At 67.2% G+C, this 14,814-nt stretch carries 11 protein-coding genes and 1 pseudogene; 4 read left to right on the top strand and 8 right to left on the bottom strand.

The window, feature by feature from the left end:
* From StrepF001_RS42465 to StrepF001_RS42430, 8 genes and pseudogenes are all read right to left on the bottom strand, one after another.
* A pseudogene (locus StrepF001_RS42465) lies at positions 1-1,268 on the bottom strand (hypothetical protein); the annotation flags it as partial.
* A 35-nt stretch (positions 1,269-1,303) separates the two neighbouring features.
* Positions 1,304-2,581 (bottom strand): hypothetical protein, encoded by a 1,278-nt coding sequence (locus tag StrepF001_RS42460; protein ID WP_129803421.1) that lies wholly within the window; start codon positions 2,579-2,581, stop codon positions 1,304-1,306.
* Complete coding sequence (locus tag StrepF001_RS42455) at positions 2,571-3,851, bottom strand: hypothetical protein (protein ID WP_129803420.1); 1,281 nt, start codon at positions 3,849-3,851, stop codon at positions 2,571-2,573. Before StrepF001_RS42455 ends, StrepF001_RS42460 begins: the two co-directional genes overlap by 11 nt.
* Positions 3,844-5,214: a Wadjet anti-phage system protein JetD domain-containing protein gene (locus tag StrepF001_RS42450; RefSeq protein ID WP_129803419.1), complete on the bottom strand. Its 1,371-nt coding sequence runs from the start codon at positions 5,212-5,214 to the stop codon at positions 3,844-3,846. Before StrepF001_RS42450 ends, StrepF001_RS42455 begins: the two co-directional genes overlap by 8 nt.
* A 901-nt stretch (positions 5,215-6,115) precedes the next feature.
* Positions 6,116-8,479, bottom strand: a complete 2,364-nt coding sequence (locus StrepF001_RS49140) for a restriction endonuclease (RefSeq protein ID WP_129803418.1) — start codon at positions 8,477-8,479, stop codon at positions 6,116-6,118.
* Positions 8,476-9,306, bottom strand: a complete 831-nt coding sequence (locus tag StrepF001_RS42440; protein WP_129803417.1) for a hypothetical protein — start codon at positions 9,304-9,306, stop codon at positions 8,476-8,478. The genes StrepF001_RS49140 and StrepF001_RS42440 overlap by 4 nt, the downstream gene beginning before the upstream one ends.
* Before the next feature lie 209 nt (positions 9,307-9,515).
* Positions 9,516-10,052 (bottom strand): hypothetical protein, encoded by a 537-nt coding sequence (locus StrepF001_RS42435; RefSeq protein ID WP_129803416.1) that lies wholly within the window; start codon positions 10,050-10,052, stop codon positions 9,516-9,518.
* Positions 10,053-10,182: 130 nt separating this feature from the next.
* Complete coding sequence (locus StrepF001_RS42430; protein ID WP_129803415.1) at positions 10,183-11,208, bottom strand: XRE family transcriptional regulator; 1,026 nt, start codon at positions 11,206-11,208, stop codon at positions 10,183-10,185.
* A 156-nt stretch (positions 11,209-11,364) separates the two neighbouring features.
* On the opposite strand from StrepF001_RS42430, the gene StrepF001_RS42425 reads away from it, so the two are divergent.
* The 4 genes from StrepF001_RS42425 to StrepF001_RS42410 all read left to right on the top strand — a co-directional run.
* Positions 11,365-12,372 (top strand): CBASS cGAMP-activated phospholipase, encoded by a 1,008-nt coding sequence (locus StrepF001_RS42425; RefSeq protein ID WP_276322895.1) that lies wholly within the window; start codon positions 11,365-11,367, stop codon positions 12,370-12,372.
* Between the two features lies 1 nt (position 12,373).
* Positions 12,374-13,543 carry a cyclic GMP-AMP synthase DncV-like nucleotidyltransferase gene (locus StrepF001_RS42420; RefSeq protein ID WP_240797963.1) on the top strand — a complete coding sequence of 390 codons (1,170 nt, stop codon included), beginning with the start codon at positions 12,374-12,376 and terminating at the stop codon, positions 13,541-13,543.
* Between the two features lie 13 nt (positions 13,544-13,556).
* The gene (locus tag StrepF001_RS42415; protein WP_240797962.1) at positions 13,557-13,952 is read left to right on the top strand and encodes a hypothetical protein; all 396 of its coding nucleotides are present in this window, start codon (positions 13,557-13,559) and stop codon (positions 13,950-13,952) included.
* A gap of 507 nt (positions 13,953-14,459) precedes the next feature.
* Positions 14,460-14,814 (top strand): DUF5131 family protein (locus tag StrepF001_RS42410; RefSeq protein WP_129803413.1); only part of this gene is annotated, 355 nt, incomplete at its 3' end.

The raw sequence follows: 14,814 nt of genomic DNA, 5'->3' as shown, positions 1-14,814 counted from the left end.
GTGCGCCCCTCCCGGGCCTCGGCCAGCTCTCCCTCCAGCGCCCTGACACGTCCCTCGGCCAGCAGGAGTTCCGCCTTCACCTCGAGCTGACGCGCCTCCTGGTCGCTGACGTGCTGGGCGAGCTCGGTGGGGGAGGGGCCGGCGTAGTCCTCGCTCTGCTGCCGCGCCTGGCGGTGATCCTGCTGCGCCCGCTTCAAGTCGCCTCGAAGGAGTCCCACCTTCTCGTTGGCCTCCTCCACCTCCCGCTGATGCTCGTCGCTGCGCATCTGTGCGGAACGGGCCGATTGCCGGAGCTGGCCGATGTCGCGGGCTTTGGTGAGCTGGCCCTGCACTGCATCATGCCGCGCAGCCAGAGCTGCCAGATCATCCTCGACACGGGCGAGGCTGCTGCCGATCCGGCGCTCGTAGACGACGGCATCAAGGGCGGCGCGTGCCGATGCCAGTCGCCAGAAGAGATGAGCCCGGCCGGCCTCCACCCGGGCCCGCTGCCGGGTTTCGACAGAGTGAAGGATGATTTCCTCTTCGTGCCAGGACTTCTCGGCATCGGCCAGTTTGTCGGCCAGGTTCTTCTGCGTCCTAGCCAGATCCTTGCGGGCCTGTACGTCCGTGGCGAGCATGCCGGCCTTGCCGGTGAGATCGAGCAGCGCCTCCCCGATCTGCACGGGAGTGAAGGTGCCCGCATCCAGCTTCAGCAAAGAGGGCCGCGACCGCATGCCGCCGCGGCTGATGATGTAGGCCAGCAGACGCGGGGCGCGGCCGTAGAGGACCTCCGCGTAGTCCGTGGCCCCCAGGGGTTTACCACCGAGGGCGCGGAAGAACCCCGGAGCCAGCTCGTGCTGGGTGCGATCGTCTCCGCTGAGCAGAAGGTGCACCCCTTCCTTGTGCCGTACCTCGATGTGCGGTGACTTGGCCGATACTTGCAGCCACACGGTGTGTGCGCTGCCCAGCGGATCCTCGGGTTCGGCGAAGACGCCCACCACATAGCCGATCGAGGCGGCCTCGTTCACCTCTGGCGATGCGCCGGCGGTGACGGGCTCGAACAGCAGCTTGGGTGCGTGCACGGAGCCACCGCCCGTCATGCGCCATTCCGGGTCCCCCAGCAAGAGGGCCAGGGCAGACAGGAAGCTGGTCTTTCCCGACTCATTGGAGTCCTTCGGCCCCCGCCCGGTCACCGCGACGAATGTGCCGGGGACGATAGCCACCGGGTGGGAGGTCAGACGGGCAATGGAGAACGTCTGGACAGCGACCAGCTGACGGGTGCCGATCACTCCCCGCTTGCCACGTGCACTAGGGATCTGCTGACTCACATGCGGTCCGTCTCTGTCGGGATCTCAGGTAACTCGCCGCGAGACGCGGGGACTTCGAGGCCACGCCGCCGGCGGATGGCGGCGGCCAACTGCCCGCCGGGCCGACCGACCAGGATCAGGTCCTCCCAGAGCAGGTTGCTGCGGGCCTCGCTCATGCGCTCCAGCGCGGGGCCGGGCAGGTAACGGCCCGTGGTGGTCTCAGCGACCATGCCCGCCGCCCGCAGCCTGCGCAGCGCCGTTCTCATCGCGGCCTTGGAGATCCGCCGGTTGGAGGCGAGCTCCGCCAGGGTGACGGTGTGGGCTTCCCCCGTCCAACGGTTGTGCCGGTGCCGGCCCCGAGCTCTCGGAATCGCCACCGTGTGCAACAGGACCAGGGCCAGCACGGCCCGGTCCACCGCGGCGAGGGTCCCGACCTCCTCGGCCACCAGGGCGTCGGCGAGCGGGTCACAAAACCCGGTGACCCAGTTGCCCTCCGCTGTCTGCAGCAGTTGCCGCCCGCACGGCAGCAATGCCTGATCCACCGCGGCCCGTATCGCCGGATCAGCCAGCATCGGCAGCTCACCCCGGGGCACCGGCCGACGAGCCGTCTCCAGTGTGGCGATCACTGATCGCACCACATATCCGTCGGACATCTCAAGCGCCGTTTCGGCATCGGCCCGGACCTCATACGGCGGCACCGTCGAATCCGGCTCCCCGCTCGCCTGCTCATCCGTCCCGGGAGTCGGCAGCAGATGGTGTCCGCGGCGTAGGCCTTCCACCACCACAGCAGGAAACGCCGCAACGGCTGCCCCCAGCCGCAGTTCGTCCCCGTCCACGGAGATCAGGCCGGCCTCTGGCAAGGTCCGCTCGAGTGCCCGCTCCACTGCTTCGCGGTCCGCGCCCAGTTGAGAACACAACGCCACAATGGCGGCACGCCTAAACGGCCCGCCCGGAAACGGCGCGCGCTCAGGCCGCGGCCACGCCGCGCGCAGGCAGGCCGCCCACACCAGGGTCGGCACCGGCGACAAACCAATCCGGAGCGCCGGCGCCAGGCCAGCAGCCGGTGCCGTCTCACCGTCCCACCCCAAGACCAGCACATCAGCCAACCGGCCTACCCCGTGCACGCGGATCACCCGGCGTCCGATCCGGGCGGCCGCGGCCGCAGCGGCAAACGCCACGGGACCGGTCGTCTCGGCCGATGTCACTCCAGCGGCCCGCAACCGCCCCAGAAGCAACGCTGCTTGAAATGCTCTGCCCTCATCCGCCTCACGGACGGCGTCCTGTTCAGAAGCCATCCGAACCCCCATCGACCCTCTGAGGCACATTCTGGCGCCGAAGACGCAGGGGATGCAGATAGGTGACGGAGGCCTCCGGATCGGCTAGCAAACCTTCCTCCACCACGACCGTATAGGGCTCGTCAGGATCGTCACTCAGCGCCATAACGTCGGTGATGATCGACGCAGCCGCAGGCCATCCCGCTTCGTACAGCGCCTGCGTGAGATCGACTTCCTCGTCTGCCGCCAACAACTCATCGGCCCGCAGCCGACGCCGCTCCCGTAGATGCGCGTGTGCATCCTCGGCCCACTGCAAAGGATCGTCCTCATCCTCGTCGTCGCCCTCGACCACGAGAGGCCGTACGCGTGCCCGCGAGCGCGGGGCGAAGCCCTCCACTGTTTCCAGGAGCTGAGCCGGCTCGATCCACACTGCTGGCACGTCAGCGACCAGTGCCGTACCCACCTGTGACAGCAGCTCGACGTCACCTTGGACCGCGGCGTGGTCGTACTCCTTCACGGTCAGCACGTCAAAGTTCAGACTGCCGCCGCCCTGCTCAAGTACTTTGTCCGCGGCGGCCATGACCTGCAGACGGTAGAACTGCTCCGCCTCGATCAGAGCCGAACCAGCTTCCTCCAGCGCCCAGTCACCACTGAACCGGTCCGTGACCAGTTTGTTCAGTTCCTTCACCTGGCGCGTGAACCCTTGATGATCATGCTGTCGATGGGACTCCATCAACTCGGCCGTCGTGCCGGTAGCGATCTGCCGCTGCAAATCCAGAGCGAAAACCCGCAGTGCGTTCCGGCACGACACCAGATAGTCCAGAGCCGCCTCGGGGTCGGGATTGCTGCGATCGAACACCGCCCTCGCCCGATCCAACAGCAAGATCAACTCATCAACACCCCCGTGCTCCGCCAGCCGTTCAGCCGCCAAAGCACCGGCCAGCCCTGCAGGTCGCACGACATACCGGTCCTGATGGGACTTCAGGAGATAGGGCTCAAGGAACCCCAGCCGGATCAGGACAGCCAAACGGCGATCGATCAGCTCCTCCGGCCACCCTGAAGGATTGCCCTTCAATGCCTGCACGACCTCAGCCTTCGACAGCCCGTGCGCCCCGGCATGCTCGGCAAACACTTTCAGGATCGCAAGCGCCACCCGCGCCACCTCCGGGTGCTGCGCCACAGCACCAGCATCCTCAGCAACGGGAGCCATGAACGCCCGCCAGTTGGCCAACTGAACAGCCGCCGCCAGATCCTCCCGATCGCCGTCCCCGAACGCGAGCTGTTCACCCACCGGCCGGCACCGCCTCCAACAGCCCAACCAAGCGAGGCAGCACCTTCCGGTGCAACGGCTCCTGCTCACACGATTCGCCCGAGACCGCGATCTCCGTCGCCAGGGCCCGCAGTTCCACCGGCCCCTCCGCCGCCATCCTCTCCGCCAGCGCACGCGCCTTCGGATACTGCTCGGGCTCCTGATCCCGGTAGGGGCCGGCACGCCACATCTCCACTTCCATCCCCACCGGATGCACCTTGCGGTCCAAGCGCCGGGACAGATCATCGATGATCGCAATCCCATCCGCATCCAGGTCTCCCCAGATGGCCATCCGCTCCGGACGCATCCACTCCAGCAGGGCAACCAGCTTGTTGGTGACGTACCCCTTGCCCCAGATGCACAGCCACTGCGACGTAACCTCCGGGATCGCACACACGCGTTCAAACGTGTCCGAGTTCTCAACCAAGAAGACGCCCCGCCCGCTGTGCTCGACTTCCCCCACCAGCCGCAGGGCCCCAGCAGGCAGAGCGATCCACGGCTTGGCCACCGCAGCGTCGGCAGCCACCGACCCCACCCGCCACCGCAAAGGCCCCCGCACCCGAATATCGACATCAGCCTCATCGAGCGCCAGGTCAAAGCTCATCCCGACCAGGTTTTCGAAAGCCGCCTGCCGCGGAGGGGTCCACTTCTTCGACCCGCTCAACGCAAGGCCAGCCAACTCCTTGGCGGACAACCGCTCCCCGTCCCGGTACGCCGGCCACCACACAGACGCCGCGCGCACCGCCGCCTCATAGGCAGTCCACGCCTCGGTCGCGACCGCACTGTCCTGCGGCACCCTCAGCGGCGAACCCGCCGGACAGGCATCCAGCAGCACCTGCTCCTGCTCCAACTCCGGTACCGGCGCCATCAACGCACGCAGTTCCTTGCGTACCTCATCGGGATCCCGCCATCCGCGCAGCTCCTGCAACAACTCATCCGCCTGTAATGCCCACGAATGAGACAGACGCCATGCCAACGGACCGGCGAGCTCGAGATCGTCATCAACCGCGCAACGCAGGACCACACCTCCGCACCGCACCAGCGCCAGAGCTACATCCCACGCCCTGGCTCCGAAACGGGACTCCACCGTGGCCCAAGAGCGCCGCTGCGCCGAGAGCACCCACACCAGATGCCGGCTATCCAAAGTCTCCGGAGGTTCATAGGCCGGCTGCTCCCGCGCAGTCACTAGGTCGACTTCCCGAATGCGCAGCAAGCCCTGGCGATTACGCGGTGCGCGGTTCATCCCCTCACGACGTACCGGCACGGACAGAGCATGTGTGCCCTCCGGCACTTCAGCCAGCGATACCCGGATGCGGCCTTCCGCTTCACTGAACAACAGAGCCATAGCGCCCGCCCCGGCACTCACATGCCCTCCCCAGAGACACATCGGACCTTGGACCCAGGCAGATCCACTCTGTCAGGAAGGCATACACAAAGCCCCTTGCGCCCCACAAAAAGACAAAGTGAGTCCAATCCAACACTGGCCCAAGGCTGGCACGGTGACGCAACGTCATCTGCTACACGCCCCCGTGCTGGAGTCGCTGTGGGGACTGGTGCCGAAACCTGCACTGGTTCGCCTGGAACCCGATCATGCGATCACGCTGCACGCAGGCCTAGGCGGGCACGCTATGCTCGGCTTTCGGTAGCCAGCCGGACGTATTTCCATGCTGCCTTGCTGGGGCGTCGAGCGATGACCAGCCCGCAGACCAGATGACTGTCGGCGTCGTCTGAATCGTGACCCTCTGGCGGCGGGCCTGGACGAGGGCATGGAAACCGACGGCATCCTGCCCGGTGTCCCTAACAGATCATCCTGGACCCGCGGCTGTGACGATGCCGAGATTGGGTCAAAGTCGTGCGCGGGGGAGAGTCGCCGGTGCCCGCAGTCGAACGCGGTCAGAGCCGTCTGATTTGACCTCCTGCGTGCTACGCCGAGGCCCCAGATGATCGTGACGGCCATCTCCGGCCGGACGCCGCCTTCCCCGGTACCCAGTGCCTCCAGGTCGATCAGGGTCCCGAGACCGGGGGAGGGCTGGCGACGAAAACGTGTGACAGGGCTATCAGGGGGCTGGAAGCGTCGCCGTGGCGCCGTCTCGCCCCCACCGCGGTCATGCCAGCTCCAGAGGCCGGAAGCCTCATTGCGGGCCACGAAGAAGGTGAGGGGGGTGTTGCAGCCGGGCTCCCGGCCGCCTGGCGTGGTGCCGGGCTGTCGCCGCGGGCAGGCGTGGTGCCAGGGTAAGGAGTTTCTATCAGTGGTCGATGTCGTCGAACAGGCTGCGTTGTTCTGGGCCCGGCTGGGTGCTTTGCGGGGTCTCCCGTCGGTAGGGAGGGGGCTCGGGAGCCCAGTCGCGGTGGGCATCGTCCGGATCCTCGCGGACCTGTTGGTAGAGGTCGCGTGCGAGGTCGAACTCACCGGCGGTGTCGTCGTCCAGCCGTTGCTCGAAGGCTTGGCTGTACCAGAACAGCGCGTCGCCGACGGGGTCGTTGTCTGTGTCGCCGTTGAACTCCGAGGCCCAGTCGTCTACCCGCCGTTTGAGGCGAGGAACGAGTTCACGGCGCACATGGTCGAACAGGTTCTCGCGTTCCTCGTCTGTGAGGAGTACGTGCCAGGCTTGTTTCTGCCAGTCGTTGTCCTCGATCCAGGAAGCGTCGGGTGCTGTGACGGCCAGGTCCGTCATATGCGCGATCGCCTCCCGCCGTATGTCTTCGGGGAGCAGTCCGGCGCGGTGGAGGCGGGCCAGTACCTGTGGGCGGAGATCGTCTTTGGCCGGTGCATCGAAGTCCAGGAGCACCGCGTGAAGTTCGGGATCTTCTGCGAGGTAGGCGCGTAGGAAGCTGTCACTGCTGTCCCGCGACAAGTAGGACAGGACGCTTTGCTCACGCTCGTGCTCTTCCCGCCACACTACGTCAGGGCTGCGGCGATGTCGGCGCAGCGCGGAGATCCGCCGGGCTGTCGCCTGGTACAGAGGTGGCGGAATACGCAGGAGAGTGCCCTGATGCTGTTCGCTGGCGGCGGGCAGGCAGTCCGTGCGGGAGAGGAGGGCCCGGTCGGTCATGCCGGTGAGGACGATGGGAAGCAAGTGGGCCTGGGTGGTCAGCCAGGAGGCGAAGCCCTCCCGGAGGGTGGGGTGGTGGAATGACCAGTACGTCTGCCCGTCAAGGGCGGTCGCCTCGGTGAGGAAGGTACCGGTGAGCGCGGCCATGGCTCGGCTGGTGGCTCCAGGTGCGGCGCCAGTCCGTTCGATGATGTCGCGCTGGACCGGATCAAGGGCGAGGGGGCTGGGCAGCCCCTTGTCCTGACCTGTGGCGTACACGAGGGCAAGAGCTGCGTGGGCGTCCACGTCCAGTTGGTCATAGACATCGATCAGGAGCTGTCGGGGCTGGGCCATGAAGGACGTGATGTCCTTGCGGGTCGGGGACAGGCCGGTAGTGAATGCCTGGAGTCCGAGACGGCGTGCTGCTTCGGGGCGGAATGGCTCGGCAGCGGCGGCGGCCTCAAGGTGCGGCTTCATCCGTCTGAGCACGTCCGCCGGCTGATCGCCCGCAGTGAGGTGGTTATAGAGGATCTGCTGCCGCTCCGTGCGGCCGAGGTCGGCGACGTCGACGGTGACGTGCTGCTCATGCAGCAGGGGGTAGGCGTACGGTTTCAGCAGGGGCCGGGCCTCGTTGTAGATGTAGTTGCGGAAGGTCAGCACGACCCGGGCTCCGTTCTTGACGGCGCTCATCACGTGCGGCAGGTCCCGTGCCCAGGCGTGGGTGAGGAGCGCCTCATGGCGGACCGCGCCGAAGGCGTCATCGAGCCAGAAGAATTGATCCTTCTCGTGCGGGTTCCAGCGCTGCACCAGTTCGTCGGAGGTGCGCGGCTTGATGGCTACGCAGCCCCAGTTGTCGGCGGCACTGATGGCCAGCATCAGGGCGATGACGGATTTGCCCACGGCCGGGTCGCCGAGCAGCAGCACGAAGCCGTGGTCGCGCAGTGCGCGGGCGGCCTTGCGGTAGGCGTTGGTGACGACGAACGTGGAAACCTGCTCCGGCGCAGACTTCATCAGCACCAAGGCCTGGGTGTAGGCGCGTTCGTCGAGGATCTGCGACAGATCGCCGAGCCCGTAGACACGGGGGACGAACATCCGCAGACCTCGATGCGAGGCGATCATGTCGCTCAGCCACTGTCCGTCAAGGACCAGGGGATGCGCCACTCCGCAGGCACGCAGCCGCCGTTGGATCTCCTCCTCGGACTGTCCGCTGATGCGGGCGTTGGTCAGCAGCACATAGGTTGCGCATATCCCGCGCTCGACCAAGGCACGGACCTTGGTGAACTCGTCCTCGAGCTCCGACGGGGCGAGTGTGGCATCCGCCTTCTTTGTGTGCTTGCACTGCAGTACAAAAGGTCCCGGCAGCAGATCTCGCACGCCTCCGGGGCCGTCTGGCGGTCGCCAGGTGCCGTAGAAGGCGCCATCTCTGCCCCCGTCGTTGGAGTCCGCGAACGCCTGCACCGACTGCCCCCACACCTCCCGTAGCACAGCTGCGCACAGGTCCTGAAAGGAACGCCAGCCCAGGGTGTGCAGGGCGAAACGAGGAGACCCGGGTGCGACGGTCTCGCTTATACGCGTCACTCGCTGTCCCTGTGGCCCTCGTCGGGTGCGTCGTCAGCCAGCGCGGTGAGCGCCTCCCACATCTCCTCGTCGTCGTAGTCCGGTTCGACCAGGTCCGGAGTCAGGGTGTTGCTGTCGGGATCCAGCTCCTCGGACTGAGCCACCACCTCGGCCAGGAACTTCTGTGCGGCCTCCATAAGACCGGGATCCTGCGTCCACAGCCCGAACTCCAGGCTGCGGCGGGAGCTTTCCGTGCCGTTGGCGCTCCCCAGCCACAGTCGGCTGGGCGTGAAGCCGATGACGTCGGCCACTGCGCCCGATCCGTCCTCGTCGTGCCACCAAAGCTCACCTAGCAGCAACATCTTGGTGTGCAGGATCGGTACGAGATGCTCGCCGGCCTTGCGGTAGCCGAGGCTGCGCAGCGCGGGCAGCTGGATGTCCGGTGATGCTGAGCCGGGACCGACTACCGGTGCCGCGCCGTCTTCATGGAGGCGCAGCCCCTCCAGATGAGGCAGCGCCCTAGCAGGGAAGCCGGACGCGTCCTTCACCGCATCGGCCACCTTGCGCAACTTCTCCAGGGAACGCGGGCCCCGCGGCTGCTTGCTGACCACCACGCACGCGGACGGGAACTCGGCGATACGGCGCAGCAGTTCAGTGTCGTCCACCCACAGGAACGCCCCGAGCATACCGGGTCCCAGGCTGCGTGAGCGCCGCTGCCGCTCCAACTCGTGCCGGTACTCGTCGATCCCGTCGACGAGGCCAGCGAGCACGTTCGTCCCGAACTGGGCGGGCCCACCTTCCGCTGCGACCGCCTGGACGTTGAAGTGGTGAGAAAACGAAGAACTCATACAACCTCTCCTGTAGCACGAGCATTATGACGCGCTTCCCGCGTTCCCAGCCGAGACGCCCAACCAGGCGGGAGCCATGCCGTCGTCGCCAACCGGATGCGCGGCAGCGGTGGTATGGCTCCCGGCGGGGCCCTTGCCCGCCCCGCCTTTCTGTCCCATCCGTTAGCGATCACTGGGTGGGTGATGTGCTCGGCCGCTCCACCTGGCTATCAGGGAGACGGCGCCGGTACGGTCAGGCAGTTGAGAATCTCCACCGCGGCGGCCGTCGCGTCCTGCTGGAGGGCCAGGTCACGCACAAGGGTTCCGGTGTCGCAGTCGTCGTCGCCCAGCATCGTTACGACGTGGACCCATTCGCCGCCACCGGTGGAGTAGTCGCGCCAGACCCTGCCGATCGTCGGGCTGTCGTGGACCACTCTGTTGCGCCTCTTGGCGGCGGCGTCGATGAGGTCAAGCGCCGGTGGCCACTCGGTGTCGCAGAAGCCTTCGATCTTCTGCCGTATGCGGTGTACCAGCCGCCTCGCCGGCTGGTCGGTGCGGGCAGCCGGATCGAGGCGGGAGAGGATCATGCCGAGTACGGCCTCGGTCTCCGCGGCCTGCACCACCACCAGACCCCTCAGCCGGTTCAGTTCCGCAGCCTCGGTTCCGTCCCAGTACGCGATGTCCGGGCGGTGGCGGGGGTATCGGTCGGCCTGGATGGTGCTCCAGGAGATGGCACGCATTCCGTAGCGGGGTGACTCGGTCGTCATTCGACGAAGTATCAGTGCTCTTTAGGGGGGAGCCAAGCGGTTTCTCCCGCACGCCAACTGGACTTGCTCTGCCGCGAGTTCCGGCGTAATGCGCAGCAGAAAGGGGCCGCGCGTGCGCGGGCCGGTGTGGCTACGCCGCTGACGCAGTGTGGAGGCTTTCCACGATCTGCGGCGGCAGGACGGCCCGCGCGTGGCTGCTGTCGGCGGAGGCGAGATAGGCGAGGAGTCTCGTTGGCTGCTCCGGCCGTCCGAGTGGGAGGGGTTCGGTGCGGCGCCACCCGCGGGCGGACGCTGCTTTGATAGCGGTCAGGTAGGTGTTCTCGCTCATCCGTCCCAGGGTCCGGGCGCGCATGAGCAGGGCGGCCAGGGATACCTGCCACTGCCGCTTGAGGGCGAACAGGGCAGGCCAGTCGACCGTGGTCGGCAACTGGTCATGGATGTCCTTGGCGGGCATGAGGAAGGCTGCCGCGAACTGGTGGGCCTGGGTCTCGACTTCCTTGACACCCCAGATCTGCTCGCCGTGCAGCACGAGGTGGGCGAGTTCGTGCGCGCTGTCGAAGCGGGAGCGGGCACGGTCGTTTTTGTCGGTGCCCAGGACGATGACCGGATGGTCGGGAAAGGGCAGGGAGAAGGCGTCAACGTCCGTGTTGTCGAGGGGGAGTCGGATCACCGCGATCCCGTGCGCTTCGAGAAGTCCCACGACATCGGCGACCGGTCCCGCCGGCAGCCCCCACGCCGCCCGGACTCGACCTGCGGCCTCCTCGATCTCGGCCCTCCCGGCCTGCAGTCCGCTCACGGGGAGTACCGGCACGTCGCCGTCGCAGAACCGCTGTGCGGACGAGGCGTGCACGGCCAGGTCGTGGGCGACGTGGGCGATGGCCCGGGCGCGGCGGCGGTCGGACACCGATGTGCGGCGCAGCGACCGGAAGAAGCCCTCGTGGCTCTCGACCATCGCCGCGCGGAAGAACTCCGGAGGCACCGCGAGAACCCTGGCCAGGACGCTGGTGGTGTCCGGGCTGGGCCGCGCCGCGCCGCTCTCGAACTGGCTGATCGCGGCAGAAGTGAGGCCGCTCTCGCGGGCGAGCTGCGTCTGGCTCAGCCCGGCCAGTTCGCGGGCGGTCCGCAGCCGAGTGCGCTCGAACGCCTGCGTGCTCATCTGTCCCCTTGCCTGACCTGTCTGATCTTGGTCTCCACATCTTGGCGGAACGTGCGTGCCGCACACGCTCTGGGGTGCGCGGTCGACACAGACCTTACGACTCGCGCGTAGAAACCCGCGCGGAAATGCATGCTGTGATATTAAGTACTCTCGACGGTGAAGATCCCACCCTCGGGGCAGGAGCTTCGAAGAGTCCATGGTCCGGGGGCGGTTGAACTGACACAGCGTTTCCAGATACTCGCGCTCGACGGCGGCGGCTTCCGCGGCATGTTCTCCGCCGCGGTCCTGGCCCGCCTCGAAGAGGACCTCGACGTCCGCATCGTTGACCACTTCGATCTGATCTCGGGCACCTCGACCGGCGGAATCATCGCGCTGGGCCTCGGACTCGGGCTCAGCCCTCGGCAGATCCTGGAGTTCTACACCGAGCACGGCCCGCGCATCTTCCGCGACCGCAGCCGCATGCGGGGCCTGAGGCACCTGGCGCGCGCGAAGTACAACGCGGAGCCGCTGCGCGCGGCCCTGACCGAAGTCTTCGGGGAGCGGACCTTCGGGGAGAGCACCAAACGCCTGGTGATCACCTCGTACAACATCGCCGCCGACGACGTCTACCTCTTCCGGACCCCGCATCTGCCCGGCCTCAAGCGCGACTGGCGTGAGAAGGCCGTCAACGTCGCGCTGGCCACCTCCGCCGCGCCGACCTACCTGCCCGGGATGCCCCTGGACGGAGCCAGGCTCGTCGACGGCGGCGTCTGGGCGAACAACCCGGCCATGGTCGCGCTGACCGAGTCGGTGGGCCCGCTGTCCGTGCCCCTCGACGCGATCCGGGTCTTCAGCCTCGGGACCACGACCGACGTCCGCCACCGCCACCGCCGTCTCGACCGCGGCGGCCTGCTGCCCTGGGCCCGCGACGCGGTCGAGGTCCTCATGCGCGCACAGAGCGAGAGCGCCGCCAAGCAGGTACGCCACTTCGTCGGCAAGGACAACGTGCTCCGACTCAACCCGACGCTCCCCACCGGCGCCCTCGCGCTGGACGACGTCGACATCACCACCCTCTCGGGATGGGCCGGACACGTCAGCCGCGACGCCTCCCCGGCCGTCCACCGCACCTTCTGCGATCACCTCGCCCCCGCATTCGTCCCCCTCCACCCCGCTCGTAAGGAATGACGTGAACGCGTACCACCAGACGCGGGACAACACCGACACGCCCGAACAGATGCTGTCCATGCTGCTCGACGGCGCCGTGGAAGTCCTCGACATCTCCCCGGACCTCTACGAGACCGCCGTCGGGCGCTACGAAGAGGTCGGGAACTGGCTCGCCGAGAACGGCAGCCCCGGATGGGAGATCCACCCCCAAGGCTCCTTCCTCCTCGGCACCGTGGTCCGCCCCCACACCGATACCGGCGAGTACGACATCGACCTCGTCTGCCGACTCCCGCTGCACCGGGACAGCACCACGAAGGAAGAGCTCAAGCAGCGAGTCGGCGATCAACTGGTGGCCTACCGGCGCTGGAAGCAGCGCCAGGGCCACACCGACGGCCCCGACAGCCTCGAAGCCCGCCGGCGCTGCTGGACCCTCGGATACCCGGGCTTCCATCTCGATGTGCTGCCTTCCATCCCCGACGAGGATCATCAGCCCACCGGCATCCTTCTGACGGACAAGAAGCTCCACAAGTGGCAGCACGGCAACCCCCTCGGCTACGCGGACTGGTTCCGTGAGCGCTCGGAACTCTCCCGCGCCCTCCTCGAAAAGCGGCTCGCCGCCGGCGTCCAGCAGGTCCCCCAACACCACATCCGCAGCACCCTGCAGCGCCTCGTGCAGATCCTCAAGTGGCACTGCATGTTCTTCTTCGGCGACGACACCGACAACCGGCCGCCGTCCATCCTTCTGACCACGCTCGCCGGCCGCGCCTACCGCGGCGAGGACGACCTGTTCACCGCCGTACGCAACGTCCTGGCCGCTATCCCGCACTTCACCAAGAAGATCGACGGCCAGTGGGTGGTGCCCAACCCCGCCCACAAGGGTGAGAACTTCGCCGACAAGTGGAACGAATATCCTGAGCGGCGCCAAGCCTTCCGCGCCTGGTACGACGAGATCAGCGCGATCATGGACAACCTCGCCCTGACGGAGTCCAAGGGCCTGGACGTGGTCTACGCCCAGCTCATCAAGTCCTTCGACCCCGAACCCGTCAAGCACTCCTTCGCACGCTACGGCGCCCGCATGAAGGCCCCTACCGGCCAGAGGATGGGCGCCACCGGACTGCTCTCCGAGACCGCCACCGGCCCTCGCAGAAAGCCGACCACCTACTATGGCCAGCACCCCGGCACGCGCGGTTAATCTCGCCCTCCAGATGGCCGCGATCAAAGCGGCCATCCCCGACGCCCGGGGAACCATACGAGGCGGCGAACTGCGCTGCACCCTCACCCTGCAACCCACCCCCGTGAGCAGGAACTACCCGGTGCGGATCGTCTACCGCCACCGGTGCAGGCCACGCGTGAGCGTCACCGGCCCACCGCTGGCACTGCACCCGGACGCCACAAAGCTCCCGCACGTCTACCCCAACGGCGACCTGTGCCTGTACCTGCCCGGGAAATGGAAGGAACACATGCTCCTCGCCGACACGATCCTGCCGTGGACCTCGGCATGGTTCCTGCACTACGAACTCTGGTTGGTCCTCGGACGCTGGACCGGCACCGGCGACGAGCACGCGGTACCGTCCTCCGCGAGCCGGAGATCCAGCCTGTGATGCGCACCCCGATGTACGGGAAGAAGCGCCTGCTCATGCCCCTCTGGCAGAGCTCATCCATGCCAGCACCTCCAGGTCACCCAGCAGGCCCGTGAGCGCACCGCTCGGCATCTGCCGTCCACTCGTACGGCCGCGATGCGCGCCAGGAAGTATGCCGCGCCGCCGTACCGGCCGCCGGCAGTGAGCTGGACCCGTACGCGACAGTGCTGCCCGGGCGCGTGCTGGGATGCGTGGCCGAGCGCGGCGGTGAGGGCCCCTGGGAAGTGGGTTTCGGTGGAGCGGGAGCCGCGGAAGCGTGGCGATGGCCCGTACCTGGCTGTCGACGGCGTGGTTCCCGGTCACTAGATTAGAACGCAGGTTCGAACATTGAGGCGGAGTGGAGCAATCGGCAACCGCAGCAATACCGAGCAACGAGCCCCGGTACTTGCTGGATGCGGGCATCGTTGGGCAGCACGCCGCGCTTGTCCCTGGTGACGGTGTGAAGACGCGCATGGCAGGAGGAAACCGGTGAGTGATCGCAGCGCCATCGAGTGGACTGAGGCGACGTGGAACCCGACGACTGGGTGCGATCGTGTGTCGGCCGGCTGCGACAACTGCTACGCGCTCGCCCTGGCGAAACGCCTCAAGGCGATGGGGTCGGCGAAGTACCAGAAGGATGGCGATCCACGGACCTCCGGGCCGGGATTCGGCCTGACCGTGCATCCGGATGCTCTCCAGATCCCTTACGGCTGGAAGAGTCCGCGGACGGTGTTCGTCAACTCGATGTCGGACCTGTTCCACGCTCGCGTACCGCTGGACTTCGTTCGCCAGGTTTTTGAGGTGATCGCCGACACGCCGCAGCACACCTATCAGGTGCTGACCA

This window comes from Streptomyces sp. F001 (assembly GCF_004187715.1).
Lineage (GTDB): Bacteria > Actinomycetota > Actinomycetes > Streptomycetales > Streptomycetaceae > Streptomyces > Streptomyces flavusporus.
This window is presented reverse-complemented; position numbering and strand designations above follow the sequence as displayed.